17 protein-coding genes are annotated in these 20158 nt (G+C 63.8%); 8 read left to right on the top strand and 9 right to left on the bottom strand.

What is annotated here, in order from left to right; all coding sequences use genetic code 11:
• Nucleotides 1-56: 56 nt before the first annotated feature.
• From VFZ66_22425 to VFZ66_22410, 4 genes are all read right to left on the bottom strand, one after another.
• Nucleotides 57-602: a hypothetical protein gene (locus VFZ66_22425; protein HEX6291959.1), complete on the bottom strand. Its 546-nt coding sequence runs from the start codon at nt 600-602 to the stop codon at nt 57-59.
• Nucleotides 603-706: 104 nt separating this feature from the next.
• Entirely contained in the window at nt 707-2056 is a 1350-nt protein-coding gene (locus VFZ66_22420; GenBank protein HEX6291958.1) for a dihydrolipoamide acetyltransferase family protein, read from the bottom strand.
• A 130-nt stretch (nt 2057-2186) separates the two neighbouring features.
• Entirely contained in the window at nt 2187-3173 is a 987-nt protein-coding gene (locus VFZ66_22415) for an alpha-ketoacid dehydrogenase subunit beta (protein HEX6291957.1), read from the bottom strand.
• A gap of 95 nt (nt 3174-3268) precedes the next feature.
• Nucleotides 3269-4300, bottom strand: coding sequence for a thiamine pyrophosphate-dependent dehydrogenase E1 component subunit alpha (locus VFZ66_22410; GenBank protein HEX6291956.1), 1032 nt, complete (start codon nt 4298-4300; stop codon nt 3269-3271).
• 453 nt (nt 4301-4753) lie between these two features.
• Here VFZ66_22410 and VFZ66_22405 point away from each other — a divergent pair, with 453 nt between their 5' ends.
• Nucleotides 4754-5569, top strand: a complete 816-nt coding sequence (locus VFZ66_22405) for a peptidoglycan-binding protein (protein HEX6291955.1) — start codon at nt 4754-4756, stop codon at nt 5567-5569.
• A gap of 140 nt (nt 5570-5709) precedes the next feature.
• Entirely contained in the window at nt 5710-6663 is a 954-nt protein-coding gene (locus tag VFZ66_22400) for a peptidoglycan-binding protein (GenBank protein ID HEX6291954.1), read from the top strand.
• Between the two features lie 93 nt (nt 6664-6756).
• On the opposite strand, the gene leuS is transcribed toward VFZ66_22400, so the two are convergent.
• From leuS to VFZ66_22375, 5 genes are all read right to left on the bottom strand, one after another.
• Entirely contained in the window at nt 6757-9177 is a 2421-nt protein-coding gene (gene leuS / locus VFZ66_22395) for a leucine--tRNA ligase (protein HEX6291953.1), read from the bottom strand.
• 365 nt (nt 9178-9542) lie between these two features.
• Nucleotides 9543-9833 (bottom strand): DUF427 domain-containing protein, encoded by a 291-nt coding sequence (locus VFZ66_22390; GenBank protein ID HEX6291952.1) that lies wholly within the window; start codon nt 9831-9833, stop codon nt 9543-9545.
• An 89-nt stretch (nt 9834-9922) separates the two neighbouring features.
• Entirely contained in the window at nt 9923-10801 is an 879-nt protein-coding gene (locus VFZ66_22385) for a DNA adenine methylase (GenBank protein HEX6291951.1), read from the bottom strand.
• A 136-nt stretch (nt 10802-10937) separates the two neighbouring features.
• Nucleotides 10938-11177, bottom strand: a complete 240-nt coding sequence (locus VFZ66_22380; protein ID HEX6291950.1) for a NotI family restriction endonuclease — start codon at nt 11175-11177, stop codon at nt 10938-10940.
• Between the two features lie 174 nt (nt 11178-11351).
• Nucleotides 11352-13112: a hypothetical protein gene (locus VFZ66_22375; protein ID HEX6291949.1), complete on the bottom strand. Its 1761-nt coding sequence runs from the start codon at nt 13110-13112 to the stop codon at nt 11352-11354.
• 310 nt (nt 13113-13422) lie between these two features.
• Here VFZ66_22375 and VFZ66_22370 point away from each other — a divergent pair, with 310 nt between their 5' ends.
• From VFZ66_22370 to VFZ66_22345, 6 genes are all read left to right on the top strand, one after another.
• Nucleotides 13423-14292: a fumarylacetoacetate hydrolase family protein gene (locus VFZ66_22370; GenBank protein HEX6291948.1), complete on the top strand. Its 870-nt coding sequence runs from the start codon at nt 13423-13425 to the stop codon at nt 14290-14292.
• Between the two features lie 137 nt (nt 14293-14429).
• A complete protein-coding gene (locus VFZ66_22365) occupies nt 14430-15215 on the top strand; it encodes a (Fe-S)-binding protein (GenBank protein HEX6291947.1) in 786 nt (261 codons plus the stop codon).
• An 11-nt stretch (nt 15216-15226) separates the two neighbouring features.
• Complete coding sequence (locus VFZ66_22360) at nt 15227-16639, top strand: LutB/LldF family L-lactate oxidation iron-sulfur protein (GenBank protein HEX6291946.1); 1413 nt, start codon at nt 15227-15229, stop codon at nt 16637-16639.
• A gap of 7 nt (nt 16640-16646) precedes the next feature.
• Nucleotides 16647-17351: a lactate utilization protein gene (locus tag VFZ66_22355; protein ID HEX6291945.1), complete on the top strand. Its 705-nt coding sequence runs from the start codon at nt 16647-16649 to the stop codon at nt 17349-17351.
• 42 nt (nt 17352-17393) lie between these two features.
• Nucleotides 17394-18356 (top strand): Gfo/Idh/MocA family oxidoreductase, encoded by a 963-nt coding sequence (locus VFZ66_22350; GenBank protein HEX6291944.1) that lies wholly within the window; start codon nt 17394-17396, stop codon nt 18354-18356.
• 76 nt (nt 18357-18432) lie between these two features.
• Nucleotides 18433-20079: a hypothetical protein gene (locus VFZ66_22345; GenBank protein HEX6291943.1), complete on the top strand. Its 1647-nt coding sequence runs from the start codon at nt 18433-18435 to the stop codon at nt 20077-20079.
• The last annotated feature ends 79 nt before the right edge of the window (nt 20080-20158 follow it).

The following is a 20158-nucleotide window of genomic DNA, read 5'->3' as shown; positions in this document are numbered from 1 at the left end:
GGTTCTCGCTTGTTCTCTTGCGCGCCCAGCGGGCACCTGGTTCCTTGTTCTTGCGTTTAGGGCACGTACACGGGTAGCTCCTGGACCAGAAATGCGTCACCGACCTTCTTGACGGTGTACGGCCACTGCGACTGTGACGGCTGCTCGGCTGCGGTCGCGCCGCTGGTTGGGCCGCGCGTGAAGAGCGAGCCATCCTCGTTTTTGAACTCGACCATAAAGTGGAACTCGGTGGGCGAGACGGCTTCCGCACGGACGATCTCGTTGATCTCAAGACATTGGAAGCCGTTGACGGTGCAAGCCTCCTCCAGCAGCTTCACATGATCGTCGGCGGCGACCCGTGGGTTGAAGCCGAATAGCTCCTGGTAGGAGCCGCCGTACAGCCGCGCGGCGTCGTCGTAGCGCTTGCCGTGGAGCGCGGCGAAGAAGTTGGTGAGCGCGGCGCGCGCCTGATCGATGTCGCTGGTCGTGGTCGCGGGAGATTGTGTTGCGTCGGGTGTTGCTGTGGTTGTCGCGGAGGGCGTGGTTGCGCCACAGCCCGCAAGCAGACCGCCGATCGCTCCAACAAGCAGCAGCGCGGGCAAGAGTCGTCTAAAGTAGCTCATGACGGTATCTCCTCTTCCGGAAGTTTTGGGATGGTCGAAATATACAGCGCAAAGGCGGCATCGCGCAGATACCGCCTTGCCGTTGACGCTGTGCCGAGACTGGGCTAGCCCGGATATTGTTCGAGCGCGCGCTTGACGATCGACAGAAAGCCATCGGCGGTCGCGCCGTCGATCAGACGATGGTCGAAGGTCAGGCTCAGGTAGCACATCGGGCGAATGGCAATCGCATCAAAGCCGTTCTCCGAGATGACGACCGCGCGCTTCTGCATCGCGCCGATGCCCAGGATCGCTGCCTGGGGCTGGTTGATAATCGGCATGGCGAAGAGCGATCCCGACACGCCGTGATTGGTGATCGTAAACGTGCCGCCCTGCGTCTCGTCGGGCTGGAGCCGCCGCGTCCGCGCCCGATCCGCCAGATCGTTGACGGCGCGCGCCAGTCCGAGCAGGCTCTTGTCGTCGGCGTCTTTGAGCACGGGCACGATCAGCCCGTCGGGGATCGCCACGGCCATGCCGACGTTGATGCGATGGTGCATCAGGATGCCCTCGTCGGTGAAGGTCGCGTTGACGATCGGCACCTCGCGCAGCCCCGCGACAGTCGCCTGGACGAAGTACGGCATGAAGGTCAGCTTGACGCCCTGCCGCTCGAAGTCGGCCTTGTTGCGCTCGCGGTGCGCGACGATGCGGCTCAGATCGGCCTCCATCACCGTCGTGACGTGCGGCGCGGTGCGCTTGGAGCGGACCATATGATCCGCAATGGCGCGGCGCATCGTGTTGAGCGGCACCAGCTCGTCGTCGGGGCCGGGCACCGGCTGCGGCTGAGCCGTCGGCGCTGCGGATGCTTTCGTGCCCGTAGTTGTCGGCTCCTGCACCTGCGGACCAGACTCGAACGCCTGCGGTATCTGGGCTGTCGTCTGTGGCGACGGAGCGGCAGGCGCTTCGGCCAGGGCGGGCGCGGCTGTGTCGACGGGCTGCTGCGCCTGAGCTACGGCCTTCGCGCCGCCCGAAGCGACAAACGCCTCGATATCTTTCTTGGTGACACGTCCGCCAGCGCCGGTGCCTTTGATCATGCGCGGATCGACATCGTGCTCGGCGGCAAGACGCGCGACCGCCGGAGAGATATACGAGCCTTTGCCCTGGCTCGCCGCCGGCTGCTCGGCGGTCGCTGGCGTCGCGGCTACTGCTGCCTCGGTAGCAGCGTCGCTGTTGGAAACTTCGCCGTTCTCGGAAAGACGGGCGATCACCGTGCCGACCGCGACGGTTTCGCCTTCGGATACCAGGATTTCGACCAGTGTGCCGTCGATCGGCGAGGAGACTTCGGTATCGACCTTATCGGTCGTCACCTCAAGCATCGGCTCGTAGAGTTCGAGCTTATCGCCGGGCTGCTTGAGCCAGCGCCCGATGGTGCCCTCGGTAACGCTTTCTCCCAACTTTGGCATCTTAAATTCAAGCGCCATATTGCTCCATCTCGGATTCTGTTGTTGCTCGTGCGCCGTCGGGCCGGGTGGCCCTACGCTCCCCTGCAAAGCTTCTTTGATTCTGCACGTGAGTGTGCGCGATACGCGCTGGATCAACCCGTTGCTGTGATCAGTACGCCGCCAGATCGCGCAGCCTGGCGACGATCTTGGCGGTGTTGGGCATAAAGGCATCTTCCAGCGTCGGTGCGAACGGCATCGCCGGAACGTCGGGACCTGCCAGCCGCATGATCGGCCCGTCGAGATACTCGAAGGCGTGCTCGGCGATCAGCGCCGCGATCTCGCCGCCGATGCCGCCGGTCAGGTTATCCTCGTGGATGATCAGCACCTTGCCGGTCTTGCGCGCGCTGGTGAGGATCGCCTCGGTGTCGAGCGGTCGGACCGTGCGCAGATCGATCACCTCAGTCTCGACGCCGTCCTCACGCGCCACCAGCTCGGCGGCCTCCAGCGCAAGGTGCAGCATCATGCCGTAGGTGATAATCGTCACGTCGTCGCCGTTGCGCTTGACATCGGCCACGCCGATCGGCACCGTGTAGTCGCCGTCGGGCACCTCGCCCTTGATCATGCGGTAGGTCTTTTTGTGCTCGAAGAACAGCACCGGGTCGGGATCGGCGATGGCGCTTTTGATCATGCCCTTCACGTCGTAGGGCGTGGCTGGCACCACCACCTTCAGGCCGGGAACGTGCGCGAAGAACGCCTCGACCGACTGTGAGTGGTAGAGCGCGCCGTGAATACCGCCGCCATAGGGCGCGCGAATCACCAGAGGCACGTTCCACGCGCCATTGGAGCGGTAGTTCATGCGCGCGGCCTCGCTGACGATCTGGTTCATGGCCGGCCAGATGAAGTCGGCAAATTGAATCTCGGCGATCGGACGCATCCCGTTGACCGCCGCGCCGATGCACGCGCCGACGATAATGCCCTCCGCCAGGGGCGAGTCCATGATCCGCCACGGCCCGTATTTATCCTGCAATCCCTCGGTGACGCGGAACACGCCGCCGCGCTTGCCGACATCTTCGCCGAAAACAAACACCCGCTCATCTGCCGCCATCGTCTCATCGATCCCGGCGCGGAGCGCTTCGATTAGCGATAATTCTGCCATATATCGTGTGCCTCGTTGCGAACAGAGAACAAAGAACAAAGAACCAAAAATAGCTTTTCATATCCCTTTGTTCTTTGTTTGCGTATTTCGTCGTTCTATCTCTTCAGGTTGTCAGCATAGATATGATCGAACAGCGTGCTCGGATCGGGATGGGCTGCGGCCTCGGCGGCGGCCGTGGCCTCGTTGACCTGCTGCTTGATCCGCGCGCGGATCTCGGCCTCTTTCTCGTCGGTCAGAATCTCCTCGGCCTTGAGATGCGCCTCGAACATTATCACCGGATCGTGCTGCTTCATCGCTTTGATCTCGTCGGGCGAGCGATAGGTCCGGTCGTTGTCGTCGGATGAGTGAGGCGTGAGACGCAGGCACTTGAACTCGATCAGGGTCGGGCCATCGCCACGCCGCGCGCGCTCAACCGCCGCCTGGGTTGCCTCGAAGCACGCGACCGGATCGCTGCCGTCGACGACGACGCCGGGAAAGCCGTAGCCTGCCGCGCGGTCGGCGACATCTTCAACGCCCATCTGCTGCCGCTGCGGCACCGAGATCGCGTAGCCGTTGTTCTCGCAGACGAAGATCACCGGCAGCTTATGGGTGCCCGCCAGGTTCATCGCCTCGTGGATCTCGCCCTGGCTGCTGGTGCCCTCGCCGAAGGAAACCCAGGCCACGGCGTCATCGACGATCTTGCCCGCTACCTCATTCCGGATCTTAATTGCCAGGCCGACGCCGGCGGCGTGCGGTACCTGGGTGCCCGTCGGCGACGACTGTGAGATGATATTGAGCTTGCGGTGGCCGTAGTGCGCAGGCATCTGCCGTCCGGCGCTGTTGGGATCGCCCACGCGGGCGAACAGACCCATCATCACCTCGGTAGGCGTAAAGCCCAGCGTCAGCACCACGCCCAGATCGCGGTAGTAGGGCAACACCCAGTCTTTACCGGGCTTGAGCGCGTAGGCGCTGCCGACCTGAGCTGCCTCATGGCCCTGGCAGGAGATCACAAACGGCGCTTTTCCTTGACGATTCAAGATCCACTGGCGCTCGTCGAGCAAGCGGGAAAGCAGCATCAGCTCGTAGATCGCCAGCAGATCGTCGCGTTCGAGGCTGGCCGAAACACCACTCGGCTGCACGTTGGTCATAAGCCAATTCTCCACGTATGAAATGAAAGACGCGCCTGCGGCGAGCAGCCGAGGCGCTAAGCAAGGACCTTTTTAAAAGCGGCTATTCCCTCACCGCGCGCGCGGTGAAGGAGAACCGCACCCATCTTCGTTGACGGCTCGTGTGGTTTCATGGTGCTTTCAGTGTAGCACAAGGAGCGCTCCGCGCGCAAACGCCAGATTGTTGGCACGCGCCCGCTTGCTCCACGCTGCTTATTACTCATTTTTTTAACCAGGGTTTGACAAACCGATCTGTTTCCGATAAGATGGGCCGCAAGAGTAAATTATTCTTAATATCTGAGGGAACTTTTCGCCGGCCTCCCCCCAACCTGGCAGCGCATTCACTCGTCGACCACAGCGACACCTCAATCGCTGAGCCGTGAAGCTTTTCCGCACGCCTGATCGTACCGTTTCGGCTAACAACAGGAAGCGACCATGTTTCGATCCGCACGCTCTTCACGTCACCGCCTGTCCGCGACGGCTCTAACGCTGCTCTTTGTCCTCATGGCTCTACTTGGCACGGCCATACCGGCAGCAGCGCTGGCAAGCTGGCCGACCGTGCGCGAAGGTGACACCGGCTCAAACGTCAAGGCGGTGCAGTACTTGCTGCGACAGCACGGCAGCGGCATCGCGGCAGACGGCGTGTTCGGTCCCGCCACGAAGTCGGCGGTGATCAGCTTCCAACAGTCGCGCGGCCTCACGGCAGATGGCATCGTCGGCTCACAGACATGGAGCGCGCTGATCGTCACCGTGCGCGAGGGCAGCAGCGGCGAGGCGGTCAAAGCGGCGCAGACGCTTCTGGTCAAGAATGGGCACAATATCGCAGTTGATGGTGCCTTCGGCCCCGCCACGAAGTCGGCGGTGGTGAGCTTCCAGAGCGCCCACGGCCTGAGCGCGGACGGCATCGTCGGGCCGATGACCTGGCAAGAGCTGGCAGGCTCCGGCAACGGCAGCACCACCTGGCGCACCGCGAGAGCATCAGCATACGGCCCTGGCCTGTGGGGCAGAACGACCGCTTGTGGACAGACATTGTACACCACTACGATCGGCGTTGCTCATCGGACGATGGCCTGTGGCACACGGCTCAAATTCCAGGGCCGATCGGGTCAGATCGTGTATGCCAACGTGATCGATCGCGGGCCGTATGTCTCCGACCGCGAGTTTGATCTGACCGAGGCTACCGTCAAGCAGATGGGCTATGCCAGCGCCTCCGATTTTGGCGTGCGCACCGTGTACTGGAACTACAACTAAGCGCGGCGAATGGTTGACCGATGTTAACCATCGTTCCGGCGCTTCTGGATTTTTGAATCGCGCAGCCGTTGCTGCTGCTGTATTCACCCTATCCACCGTTCGCCTGTTGCTGGAAGATCGTACAAGTCGTGGAGAGTGTTATGACCGCAACCTTCCAATCGTCTCACCGTCGGCTCGCTTCCGTCATGCTGACCCTGCTGTTCGTCATCGCGTCGGTGCTTGGTACAAGCACACCAGCATCGGCGGGTGCTGCAAGCTGGACCATTGAGAGTGAGGGCGATGCCGGACCCAACGTGAAGGCCATTCAATACCTGCTGCGCCAGCGCGGCTACAGCCTTGAGGCTGATGGCGACTTCGGGCCGATCACCAAATCCAAGGTAGTGGCCTTCCAGCAAGCTAACGGCCTGGTCGCCGACGGTATTGTCGGTCCTAACACTTGGGGCAAGCTGATCATCACCGTGCGCGAAGGCAGCACCGGCGACGCCGTGCGAGGCGTCCAGACGCTGCTGGTCAAGAACGGTCGCAGCGTGGCGGTCGATGGTATCTTCGGCTCCGGCACCAAGTCGGCGGTCGTGAACTTCCAGAGCGCCCACGGCCTGAGCGCGGACGGCATCGTCGGCCCGATCACCTGGGAGCATCTGGTTGGCTCCGCCAGCGGCGGCGGCACCGGCGGCTACTCGCTGCCGCTGCCCAGGAGCGCCCTGCCCCGCAGCGAGTACGACGACCCGCACCACGACTACCCGGCGATCGACCTGCCCGTCCCGACCGGCACCCCGGTCTATGCGACTCGCGGCGGCAGCGCGACCCGCGTGAGCGGCAGCTCCTGCGGCTATGGCTACAGCGTCGCTGGTAACGACGGCGCGACCTATGTGTACTGCCACCTCAACAGCTTTGTGGCGGGCAACACCACCGTCAACACCGGCCAGCTCCTGGGCTACTCCGGCAACACCGGCAACTCGACTGGCCCGCACCTGCACTTCGGCATCAAGTACGGCGGCGTTAGCCGCTGCCCGCAGCGCTTGCTGCTGGCGATCTACGACGGCACGGCGGTTCCGCATCCGTCAACGCTGCCGACGACCGGCTGCTACTACTAAGCTCGCCGATCACCTCAAGATCGACCGGAGCCTGCTCAATCGAGCAGGCTCCGGTGTTTGTTGCCGGACAAAAGTGAGCGCTGGCTCGTACCGCTAGCGGACGATGTTGACCGCGCGGCCCGGCACGACGACAATCCGCCTGGGCTGCACGCCGCCCAACACTGACTGGACGCGCTCGCTAGCCAGCGCGGCGGCGGTCACGGCTGCCTCGGCGGCATCGGCGGCAACCACGATCCGGTCGCGGAGCTTGCCGTTGACCTGCACCGGAATCTCGACCGTCGCGGCGGCCAGCATCGCCGGATCGGCCTCCGGCCACGGCTGCTGGTGGACGCTGAACGGCTGTCCCAGTCGCTCCCAGGCTTCCTCGGCCAGATGCGGCGCTAGCGGCGCGATCAGCAGCGCCAGCGTCTCGATCGAGCGCCGCCACTGCCGGTCGCGCAGCCGCTGCGCGTGGCCGCGCAGCCAGCTTACCTCCTCCATCAGCGCCGCAATCGCCACGTGGGCGCGCAGCCCGTCGATGCCCTCCGTCACGCGCGCGATCGTCTGGTTGCGTCGCCGCTCGGCCTCGTCCGACAGCGCGGCGTCGCCGTCGCCGCTCGGTCGCGGGCCGCTGATCAGCTCCCACAGCCGCCCGACGAAGCGCGCCACGCCGCTGATCCCGGCGTCGGTGAAGTCGCCGCCATCCTCCCACGGCCCCAGGAAGAGCATGTACATACGAAAAATGTCCGCGCCGTACCGGTCGATGTAACCGTCGGGCGAGATTACGTTGCCCCGGCTTTTGGACAGCTTCGCGCCGTTTTTGGTGATCATGCCGTGCAGCCGCAGCCGCTTGAACGGCTCCTCATAGGGCAGGTGGCCCAGATCGTACAGCGCCTTGACGACGAATCGCGCGTACAGGTGATGCATCGTGGTGTGCTCAGGGCCGCCCGCGTAGTGATCGACGGGCAGCCAGCGCCGCACCCGCTCCACGTCCCACGGTCGATCGTGCTGCTCGGTCGACAGGTAGCGCAGAAAGTACCAGGCCGAGTCCAGAAAGTTATCGCTGACATCCGTCTCGCGCCGGGCCGCGCCGCCGCACTGCGGGCAGGTGGTGTTGACGAACTCAGGGATCGCCGCCAGCGGCGCGGTGCCGGTAGGCCGGAAGTTGGCGGTCGGCGGCAGCAGCACCGGCAGTTGATCCTCCGGCACGGGCAGCGTCCCGCAGCGCTCGCAGTAGACGATCGGGATCGGCGGACCCCAGTAGCGCTGCCGCGAGATCAGCCAGTCGCGCAGCCGATACGTCGTCCGGGCGCGACCGACGTCGCGCTCGGCCAGCCACGCCACGATCGCGGGCCGGGCTGCGGCGCTCTCCATGCCGCTGAACCGCGCCGAGTCGATCAGCATGCCATCCGCGACGTAGGGCATCGTCCCTGCTTCGGCATGCGTCGGCGCGATCACCGGCACGATCGGCAGGCTGTGGGCCACGGCGAAGGCATGATCGCGATCGTCGTGGGCAGGCACCGCCATGATCGCGCCCGTACCGTAGCGCACCAGCACATAGTCGGCGATCCAGACTGGGATGCGCGCGCCGCTGGCCGGATTGATCGCGTACGCGCCGGTCCAAACGCCCGTTTTCTCCGCGCCGATCAGCCGGTCACGCTCCAGCTTGCGCTGCGTCTGCTCGACATACCCGGCGACGGCGACGCGCTGCTGCGGCGTGGCGATCGTTGTCGCCAGCGGATGCTCAGGAGCCAGCACGATGCAGGTCGCACCGAAGATCGTGTCGGGCCGTGTGGTGAAGGTGGTGATCGTGGCGTTGGTACCGACAACCGCAAAGTCGATCTCCGCGCCCGCGCTGCGTCCAATCCAGGCGGTCTGACGCTTGATCGAGGCATCAGGAAACTCGACGCCGCTGAAATCCAGCAGGCGATCGGCGTACCGTGTGATGCCGAAAAACCACTGGCGCATCACGCGCTGCTCGATCGGCGTGTCGCAGCGCTCGCAGCGCCCATCGATCACCTGCTCGTTCGCCAGGACGGTCTGGTCTTTGGGACACCAGTTGACGGGCGCTGCGGCCTGGTAGGCCAGCCCGGCCCTGAACAACTGCACGAAGATCCACTGCGTCCAGCGGTAGTAGTCGGGGCTGGTCGTATCGACCTCGCGCGACCAGTCGAACTGGCAGCCCAGCAGCTTCATCTGCTCCTCGCGGAAGCGGCGAATATTGGCCGGAACGACCTCCGCCGGATGCCGGCCCAGCTTCAGCGCGAAGTTCTCGGAGTGGATGCCGAAGGCGTCGAAGCCGATCGGCTGGAAGACATCGTAGCCCTGCATCCGGCGCAATCGCCCGAAGACATCCGCGCCGCAGTAGGTGTAGACGTGGCCGACGTGCAGGCCCTCGCCTGAGGGATAGGGAAACTCCATCATGTTATAAAACGGGCGGCGGGCCTGGTCCAGGTTGGTGCGGTACAGGCCGCTGGCCTCCCAGCGCTGCCGCCATTTCGCCTCGGCAGCCTGGGGATCGTATCGCTCTGACATGCTGCTACCTCCTGATCGATGTTGGGATCTGGCGCGACGATGAGTGTCGCGCGAAGGCTTCGTCGAACCTGGCTGGATAGCGCGGTGTGGCGGCGCGCGCGAACGAGAAGGCAGGACATGCTCGGCTCCTTTCTGGAATCAAAAATGCCTCCCACATGGGGAGGCACCTCGGCGGCTGCGCTGGCGACTGTGCTACGCTGTCGCCGCTCCCCATGCCACGAAGCCCCTCACGAGGAGGAGCCGCCGGACGAGGAGAAGCTGGCTGTGAGACAGTCGATTCATAGCTGTTGCATCAGAAATACATTCGTAGCGCAAGCATAGCAAGCGCGCGCGCCGCTGTCAATAGGCCGAAAGAGGCAGCCCGCTCATAGATCGACCTGAACACCGCGCCAGAAGGCGATGTATCCGGCGATGTGCTTGGCGGCATCTTTGGTCTGCGGGTAGTACCAGGCGGCGTCTTTGTTGACCTGATCGCCGACCACAACGTCGTAGTAGCTGGCGGTGCCTTTCCACGAGCAGACGGTGTGATTGTCGCTCTCGCGGAAGTACTCGCGGTTGATCGCATCGGGCGGAAAGTAGAGGTTGCCCTCGACAATCTGACAGGCATCGCGTGGGGCCTCGGCGAGAACCGCTCCGTTCCAGATAGCTTTTGACATAGGTTGCTCCCCATGACTGTGTATGTATGGATATGAGTGTGCATCAGAGAGTACGCGCGTCGAGGCTGGTTGGATTGATGTGGCTGTTACTATCTGATCCAGTCCAGATTGCGCCCGATCAGCAGCTCGCTCATCGTCGCGTGATGCGTATTTTTCATCGCTATCGTCTGCGTATCGAAGTTGTAGGCACGGGCGAGGACGCGCACCTCTTCGGCATCGTCATAGGTCATCAGGAAGTCACCCGCCAAAGCATCTGCGATCTTGAATAGCTGCTTGTGGTCGATATTTGGATGGGTATAGAGGCGGCTGCCTGCGCGCTTCGTCGAGGCGGTGTAGGGTGGGTCGATAAAAAACACGACATCATCACGCTCAGCATACTGGCGCATAACGGTCAGGCCATCACTGTGCAAGAATGTAATGCGTTCGCGTATCTTGACAATATCAAGGATTCTGCGCTTGAGCGTCTCTGGATACCAGCGTGAGTGCAAGCCTCTGCCTCCCTCGCCGGTTTTGATCAGCCCCGCTCCGCGAGCCATGATGCCGCCGCGATTGACCCGATTTTTGAGGATCGTCTGAAAGGCCAGCTCTCGGCCAGAGAGATCGTTTTTGGCAAGCTCTTGCTTAACCGTAGCGCTGGTTAAGTCGAAGGCCATAATCGCATTAGCGAGCCACTCACCACCACCATCATCATGTACGATGGTTTCCCAAACTGCCGCTACGAAGGGATCAAGCTCGACCATTCTTACATGTTGAGCAAGGCTCTCAGCCGCAACGGTGAGGCTTACGATCGCGCCACCGGCAAACGGCTCGATAAATTCCGCTGGTCGGTGCGGGAGCGTAACGAGCCATTGCCGAATGCGCGGCACTAGCCAGGTTTTTCCGCCAGGATACCTGAAGGGGCTGCGTTGCGGGACGGCTGCGACGTTGATAATCCGATCCGTATCATCGAATAAAGAGTGCTGCCACATGAGCGTATCTCTTAATCTTGTGTTGAAATGTCGTCATGTTCGTGCGTGTATCCGTCGTCTTCAGGCTGCGTCTGCTCTCCAAAGACCTCAGGTAGTGGCTCGATCTCTGGCGGTACCTCAGGCTGCGGCGGCGTTCTCACTTCATTGCATAATTTGCAGCGGGATCTTTCATATACTCTTTAAACGCTTTACTGACATTGCCCGAAATATAAACGGCTTGAACCTCTAACGCACCAAAATCGATGATCTGGTCTTGCTCATCGAGCGCGACGATCACGTGGAATGGACATAATCGCCCCTCACGGTGATTAATGGCCTCCGCCGACATGTTGCTGACGGGATAGCCGAAGACTTCGGCGAGGGGATTTTTCGGCATTGCATCAGTTCCTTTGAAGCTTGGGTTGCGGGTAGTATAGTCGAGAGTTTAGCACATATTTTTTGTAGATCGCGTAGTCCGCATAATCAGATCTCGTTCTCCGATGATTACTTGGTAAAAAACAACGCGCGGCCTCTTGCTGAGGCCGCGTCTGTGTGTTGCTTGTTGGATCTGCTACGGCCCCCACACCGCATATCCATCGTCGACGCTGTTATGCGTCACCTGCACCAGCGTGCTGCCGCTCAGATTCGTCGCATACAGCTCGTGATCGCCGTCGCGGTCGCTGTTGAACAGGATCAGCGAGCCGTCAGGCGACCAGACCGGCGCTTCGTCGCGGCTGGCGTTGTTGGTCAGGCGCGTCTGCTGCCCGCCGCTGATGCTCATGGAATAGATCTCGGTGTTGCCGTCGCGGTTCGAGAAGAGCGCGATCTGCGAGCCGTCGGGCGAGACACGCGGCCAGCGCTCGTCGGCCCTGGTTGTGGTCAGGCGCTCGGCAAGGCCGGTGACGGGCGAAACCAGCATGCTGACTCTGATCTGCGCGTCGCCTACGACCGTGTAGCTGAGATTGGCGCGATAGATCTCCCAGTTGTTGTCGAGGCAGTTGCTCTCATAGATCAGCCCGGAGCCGTCCGGCAGCCACGAGGGACGCCCGATGCTGCACGCTGTGGACTCCGTCAACCGGATCGGATTGGCGACGGTATTCGCGTCGAGCGCCAGATACAGATCAGGGTTGCCGTCGCGGTCCGAGATGAACGCGACCTGCTTGCCATCGGGCGAGACGGCGGCATCGTACTCGTTGGCAGTATTGTTGCTGAAGCGCTGTGGCTGTTTCGCGCCGGGTACCAGCGTGATGATCTGCCGATTGCCGCTGGCGATCGTCGCCTCGCCGAAGATCAACGGCTGCGTGGGCGCGTGCGGCAGCCAGGAGCGCGCCATCGAGGAGGGCACGACCTGCGGAGTCATGATGCGCTGCGGGGTGCTGCCGGGCGCTTCCATCAGGTACATGTCGAACGACTGGCCGTTGGTCTTGGAGGCAAACACGATCGACCACTGCGGGTCGGGCGCGGCCCACGGGTAGCCCATGCCCTGGTAGCGCCACTGGAAGTAGTGCTGGCCGACGTTGCCCATCTCGACGCGGAAGGCCGCCGGGTTCGAGGGCGTGTAGGTCAGCGTGCGCCGCTCGAAGAGCTGCACCAGCACATCGGTCTGGGTCGGGCCGAGCTGCACGGTCGTCCAGTAGGCATCGGTGATCGGATAGCCAAAGGCGGCGATGGCAGGCACCGGACCGGCGCTGCGGAAGTCGTCGAAGACTTTTGGAATGTTATGGCCGGTCACTGGCTCATAGGCCACAATCTCTGTGCCGGGCTGATGGGCGAGATCCTGGCGAAAGCCGATCCGACCATCGCGCTGAAAGGTCGTGCCGACGCGCTGCCCGACCCTGTTCGGGTCGCGGTAGCCGTTGTCGATCGTGGCGATGCTGCGGAAGCTGGCGTAGGTCGGGCCGGGATTGCTTGCGGGAGTGGCCTCGCCCGCGACCGGGATCTCGGCGGGCGCTGCCTGCTGATTCTGATCCGGGCCGATGCCGTCGCCCAGCTTGATCCGGCCTGAAACCAGCTCTACCGTCAGCAGGCCGTTGGTGACGCCGCCGAGCGGCCCGGCGATGTTGCCGGGATCGTTGATCTCCATACGCGCCTTGTCGAAGTACTGGACCAGGCGCAGGCCATTCGGCGATTGCCTGTACACCTCTTTGTAGTCGAACCAGGGCTGCGGCCCCCAGGTCCACGATCGATTGGTCTGGCCCTGCTGCACGGCGCGATCGGCGTTACGCCAGACCTGCTCGAAGCGCGGCGAGGCAAACGCAGTGCGGTTGCCCGCCCAGGGTGCGGCATGGGCCGGGAGCGCGGCAGCGCAGAGCGCGACGATGATCGCCAGCATAGCGGCTGCGCGGCGCGGCCGAGATAGCATATACGAAGACATAACGATCCTTTCTATGACAGGTGCGATGCTGATGCGGCATGTGCTGCTATTGTAGTGCCGCGCACGCCAAAAAAAGCTGACGGGCGGCTGTATTGCCGCTCATACACATATCAGGTGCATAGGACGTTACGCCGTGCAGGTTACGCGCATCCGAGAGTGCGGTTTGTTTTTTTTGCAACATGGTTTAAGATGCAGCAGCACGCGACAGGCGCGCGATCGGGCGTTTCGAGAAGCGTCCGCATGAATCGTCGATAAAGGAGTGGCTGGCATGCGCCTCGTAACATTCTTTCACCGGGGAATGATGATCGGAGCCTTACGCGACAACGATGTGATAATGCTGGATAGCGTTGCGCCCGATATGCAGACGTTGATCGAAATGGGACCGTCGGGGCTGCGACGAGCGGCGCAGATCGTGGCCGAAGCGATGCCGCACAATCTCGTGCCGCTCGATCGAACGCGGCTCTACGCGCCGCTGCCGAATCCGCGCAAAAACATCGTCTGCCTGGGCATGAACTACGCCGAGCACGCCCGTGAGTCGGCGCGCTTCAAGGGCCTCCCCGAAACGCTGCCGGAGCATCCGGTCTTCTTCACCAAGGCGACCACGTCGGTCAACCATCCCGACGGCGGCGTGCCGCTCGATCCGTCGATCACCGAGCAGCTCGACTGGGAGGTTGAGCTGGCCCTGATCATCGGCGTGGGCGGCAAGAACATCAGGCGGCAAGACGCGATGCGCCACGTGTGGGGCTATACCATCGTCAACGACATCTCGGCGCGCGATCTTCAGACGCGCCACCAGCAGTTTTACAAGGCCAAGAGCCTCGACGGCTACTGCCCGATGGGGCCGTGCATCCTGACCGCCGACGAGGTGGCCGATCCGTCGCAGCTTGGGCTGCGGCTGCGGGTCAACGGCGAGATCAAGCAGCAGGCCTTCGTCTCCGATCTGATCTTCGATATTCCGACGATCATCGAGATCCTGTCGCGGGGCCAGACGCTGGAGCCGGGCGACATCATCGCCACGGGCACGCCCAGCGGCGTGGGCATGGGCCGCCGACCGCCGGAGTTCTTGCAGGTGGGCGACGTGATCGAGGCCGAGGTCGATCGGATCGGGGTGCTGCGCAATACCGTGGTGCGGGGGTAGGGAGGCGAGAACAACGTGCCGCGAGGCCGGGATGAGGGCCGCAACTCCAAGCCTGGACATGGTTGGTGCGGCCCGCTGCTCCATGCTACAATGAGCCGTATCCTCGCACGTGATGCGACATCAAGGAGCCTTTTCCTATGGCAGATACAACTCGCCGAGCGACGCTCTTCATCACCTGCATCATCGATCAGATCTACCCCGAAATCGGCGAGGCCGTGGTGACAGTGCTGGAGCGGCTTGGCGTCGAGGTGGGGTTTCCGCTCGATCAAACCTGCTGCGGCCAACCGGCCTTTAACTCCGGCTTTCGCGACGAATCGCGCGCGGTTGCCGGGCGCAACATCGAGGTGCTGCGCGGCTGCGGCGATGTGGTCACGCCGTCGGGCTCGTGCGCGACGATGATCCGGCACTATTATCCTGAGCTGTTCGGCGACCATCCTGAGCTGCACGCGGCGGCGCTGGAGCTGGCGAGCCGGACCTACGAGTTTACCGAGTATCTGGTCGATGTGCTGGGTGTCACCGACGTAGGCGCGCACTTCCCGGCGACGCTGACGATCCATGATGCCTGCCACGGCCTGCGCGAGCTGAAGCTCAAAGCGCAGCCGCGCGAGCTGCTGGCGCATGTCGCGGATGCGCAGGTGGTCGAGATGGTCGATGCGGAGCGCTGCTGCGGCTTCGGCGGCCTGTTCGCGGTCAAGCTTGGGCACATCTCAGAGGCGATGGTCGGCGACAAGGTGGCGGCGATCAAGCAGACCGGCGCGAGCTACGCCGTCACCTGCGACGCAAGCTGTATGACGCAGATCAACGGTCGGCTCAGCCGCGAGGGCGTGGTCTGCCGGACACTGCATATCGCGCAGGTATTGGCGGGCGGTCCCCTGGGCGCGCTGCAAACGCCCGGCGATACATCTGCCGCTTCCCGTGATTAAGAAGGAATGTAATGGCAGCTCAACCTCTCACATTCTACGAACGTGCCGACGCGGCACTGCACGATGCTCAGTTGAAAACGGCGCTCGATCGGGCGACGGTGCGCTTTATCGCCCAGCGCGCCGCCGCGATCGATAAGCTGCTCAACAGCGACGAGGTGCGCGATCGGGCGCGGGCGGCGCGCGCACGGGCGCTGGCGCATCTGGATCGCTACCTGGAGCAGCTCGCGGCCAACGTCGAGGCGGCGGGCGGGCATGTTCACTGGGCCTACGATGGCGAGGAGGCGCGGCAGATCATCCTCGATCTGGCGCGGACCAGGGGCGTGCGCAGCATCGTCAAGGGCAAAAGCATGGCCTCCGAGGAGATCCACCTCAACCATGCGCTCGAAGCGGCGGGCCTGCGCGTGGTCGAGACTGACCTGGGCGAGTATATCATCCAGCTTGCGGGCGAGACGCCGTCGCATATCCTCGCGCCCGCGATCCACTGGACCAAAGAGCAGGTCGCGCGGCTGTTCCACGAGAAGCTGGGCATGGCTCCGACCGACGAAGTGACCGCGCTGACGGCTGCGGCGCGTGAGGCGCTGCGGCTGGAATATCTGCGCGCCGACATGGGCATTACCGGCGTCAACTTTGGCGTGGCCGAAACCGGCACGATCGTGCTGGTCGAGAACGAGGGCAATGGACGGCTGACCTCGACCGCGCCGCGCATTCATGTCGGGCTGATGGGCATCGAGCGCACCGTGGCGACGATGGACGATCTGATGCCGCTGATGCAAGTGCTGGCGCGCTCGGCCAGCGGCCAGAAGATGAGCGTCTATACCAATTTCGTCACCGGCCCCGGACGGGCGGGCGAGTTCGACGGGCCGGAGGAGTTTCACCTCGTGCTGCTCGACAACGGGCGGTCGCGTATCCTGGGCTCGGAGTACGTCGAGGCGCTGTACTGCATCCGCTGCGGCGCGTGTCTGAATGTCTGCCCGGTCTATGGCGAGATCGGCGGCCATGCATATGGCTCGGTCTATCCCGGCCCGATCGGCGCGGTGCTCACACCGCTGCTCGATGGCCTCGACGCCGATAACAAGTGGCTGCCCTACGCCAGCAGCCTGTGCGGCGCGTGTCAGGAGGCATGTCCGGTGCGGATTCCGCTGCCCGATTACCTGCTCAAGCTGCGCCGCGACGTGGTGCAGCAGGTGGGCGCACCGCTGGCGGAGCGGCTGGGCATGCAGGCATGGCGCATCGGGATGACCTCGCGCGGTCTGTACAGGGCGGGCGGCAAACTATCGCGGGTGGGGCTTAGGATGCTGGCGCGGCGCGGACGTATCCGCCGCCTGCCGCCGCCGCTGGACGCCTGGACTCATGGGCGGGATTTTCCGCCATTCGCCGCCGAGAGCTTCCACGAGCGCTGGACCAGGCGCAAGAAGCAAGCCTAGAGGTATTATGAACGATTCGCGATCTCGCATCCTTGCACACATTCGATCCGGCTTGCAGGTCAACCAGCCGATGTTGCAGGCGCAGGCCGACGAGTATCCCGCGCCGCATCCGCATGGTCCGTTCGTGGCGACGGACCTCGATGTGCTCGACCAGTTCCAGGCGGAGCTGACAGCGCTCCATGGTCATGTGTATGTCTGCGACGGTCCGGGGGATGCGCTGGAGCAGCTCGGCTCGCTGCTGGAATCTATCGGAGCGCGCCAGGTGCTGGCGTGGAATCTTGAGGATCTGCCGATACCTGGCGTCGATGCGCTGCTGGATGGCCTGGGTATCGCGCGGGTCGCGCCGCAGGTGCTCGGCGATGACGATCGCGAGTCGCGGCTGGGTGGGCTTGAGACGATCCCGATCGGGATTACCGGCGCGGATGCGGCCATCGCCGAGAGCGGCAGCCTGCTGCTGCTGAGCGACGACGGTCGCGGACGGCTGGCGTCGCTGCTGCCGCCGATGCATATCGCGCTGCTACCAGCGGAACGGATCATGCGGACGCTGCCCGATGCGTTTGCGCTGCTGCGGGAGCAGCTTGGCGATGGTATGTTTCGCAATCGTTCTAATCTCGCGATCATCAGCGGCCCCTCGCGCACCGCCGACATCGAGCTGAGCCTAACGCTGGGTGTACACGGCCCAAAAGAAGTTCATGTGATCGTCATTCGCTGAGCCAGAATCAACAGGGCACCATCAGCTAAGGAGTCGCGTTCTATGACGAAGCTACGATGGGGAGTTCTCGGAGCTGCCAATATTGCACGGAAGAAGGTGATCCCAGCGATTCAGGCGTCGACCTACGGCACGGTCGTCGCGATTGCCAGCCGCGACCGGGCGCGGGCCGAGCAGCTTGCCCAGGATGCCAAGATCGCGCAGGTCTTCGACGACTATACCGCGCTGCTCAACAGCTCCGAGATCGACGCCGTGTATATTCCGCTGCCGAACAGCGAGCATTATCGCTGGACAATCGCGGCGGCGCAGGCGGGCAAGCATATTTTGTGCGAGAAGCCGCTGGCGCTGACCGTGCAGCAGGCTGAGGAGATGGTCGCGGCGGCTGAGCGCGCGGGTGTGAAGCTGGCCGAGGCGTTTATGTACCGGCACCATCCAATCGTAAAGGATATTCTGGATCTGCTGCACGGCGGTATGATCGGCGAGCTGCGCATCGTCCGGGGCACCTTTTCGTTTGGCATCGTCGCCGACAGCAATATTCGGCTGAGCAAGGAGTTGGGCGGCGGCGCGCTGATGGATGTCGGCTGCTACGGCGTGAATCTGGCGCGGCTCGCGGTGGGCACGGAGCCGGAGGCGGTGGCGGCGGTGGCGGTCTACGGCCCGTCTGGCGTGGACGAGTCGTTCATCGGCGTGATGCGCTTTCCCAACGGCGTGGTCGCGGAGATCGATGTCAGCCTCAAGGCGGCGGGCGATACGCGCTACGAGCTGATCGGCAGCAGCGGACGGATCTTTGTGCGGCAGGGCTTCCGGCCCGAAGCGAACGAAGAGGGCGAGATCCAGGTGCACCAGAATGGCGAGGTTTCGCGCATCTTCACCGATACCGTCGATCAATATCAGCTTATGGTCGATGAGTTTGCCCGCGCGGCGCTTGAAGATCGCCCGCTGCGCTACCCGCCTCAGGATGCGGTCGCCAATATGCGGGTGATCGAGGCGCTGCGGAAGGCGGCATAGAAAAGAACAAAGAACAGCCGATGAAGCCCTTTGTTCTTTGTTTGCTTGTTCTTTGCTCTACGATAGCGGTGATACGATGAACCAGCCTGACGATCGTGTGCCGGTGCCGAGCCTGCTGTGGCCGCCAGGTCATGGGCGCGATAGCGGCAGCGCGGGGCTGACCGCGCAGCAGGCGCTCGATCTGGGCCTGGACGTGCTGGTCCGCGAGCTGGACTGGGATGGTCGTCACGGGCAGCATGTCCGCAGCCTGCTGCTGGCGCTGGTCGCCGATCCGGCGGTGATCGCCTACCGCCAGGCGATCGTCGTGGAGCTGGCGGGCAGGCAGCGGCTCTGTGCGGCGCTGGCGGCGCTGCTGCCACATCTGGCGGAGCTGGCGCAGCCGCGCAGCGCGGGCTGGGGCCACGAGTCGCCACTGCTGACAGTGCCGCCGCGTCTCAGCGATCTTGAGCACTACGTCGCCTGTATCGACGAGCTACACGCGGCGCTCAGCGATGAGGATGGGCTTCATGCGGCGGGCTGGCGCGGCCTGCTCGACTATGTGCGGGCTACGCGGACGAGCGAGGAGTTTCAGGCGCTCGCCGCCGAGCTGCCGGAGCTGCGCGCGCAGCTCGATCAGGCTGCCAGCGTCACGATTGGCGTTAACCTCGATCGCGATCTGCGTCCGGTCGCGGCGACACTGGTTTCGATCAACCGCGAGCCGTTTGTCGGGCCGCGCTCGCTGGTGCAACGGCTGCTGGGCCGCTCGACGCCCGCCACGCTTCCCGGCGCGACGATCCTGCGCCAGATCGCCGAGCGCCCGCCGGAGGTCGATCCGCTGTCGCGCGATTTGCAGCAGATCTTGTCGGAGGTGGTGCAGCCGGTCGCGGCGGCGCTTGAGCGCTATGGTCGCGTTCAGGTGCGTCCGCTGGCCGCGCTGGAGCAGGAGCTGGCCTTTTTCTTGAGCGCGGTGCGCTTCGCTGCACGCCGCGCCGCGCAGGGCTTGCCCGTCTGCCTGCCGGTGATCGACGCGCGCGAGCATAGGCTGGCCGAGGCGTACAATCCGAGCCTGGCGATCCAGCTTGCCGCGCCGTCGGGCAACGGCCACCAGGCCGGTGCCCTGCCGCTCGTGCTCAATCCGATCGATTTCGAGCCGGGGCGGATTGTGTTTTTGACCGGCCCCAATCGCGGCGGTAAGACGACCTATCTGCGCGCAGTGGGCCTGAATCAGGTCTTGTTCCAGGCCGGGGCCTATGTCGCGGCAGCTCAGGCGCGGATGGTTCCCGCCGACGCGATCCTGACGCATTTTCCGCCGGTCGAGGGCGTGGAGCTGGGCGCTGGCCGCCTGGACGACGAGGCGCGGCGGCTGCGCGAGATGTTTGCCCAGGCAACGCCCAACAGCCTGCTGCTCTTCAACGAGCCGCTGACCAGCACGGGCGAGCGCGAGGCGCAGGTTTTGGCGGGCGATGTGCTGCGCGCGCTGCGGCTGCTGAGAGCGCGGACGGTCTATGTCACGCATCTGCACGCGCTGGCATATGAGCTTGAGTTGCTCAACGGCGCGGACGGCGGCGCGACGATCATGAGCTGGATCGCGGGCGTGGCCGAGGATGCCGCGCGCACCTATGTGATCCGGCCAGGCACGCCAGCCGCGCGCTCGCATGCCGCGACGATCGCCGAGCAGCATGGGATTACCTTCGCGCAACTGGCGCGGCAGCTTGCCGATCGCGGCGTGACGCGGCAGGAATGATCCGCAAGGCCCTCTTTGCCCCCGTTGACGCACGCTCTAAATCGCGCCATACTACAGAGAGTGATCGCGATATGTAAGG

It is taken from the genome of Herpetosiphonaceae bacterium (genome assembly GCA_036374795.1).
Taxonomy (GTDB): domain Bacteria; phylum Chloroflexota; class Chloroflexia; order Chloroflexales; family Kallotenuaceae; genus LB3-1.
This window is presented reverse-complemented; position numbering and strand designations above follow the sequence as displayed.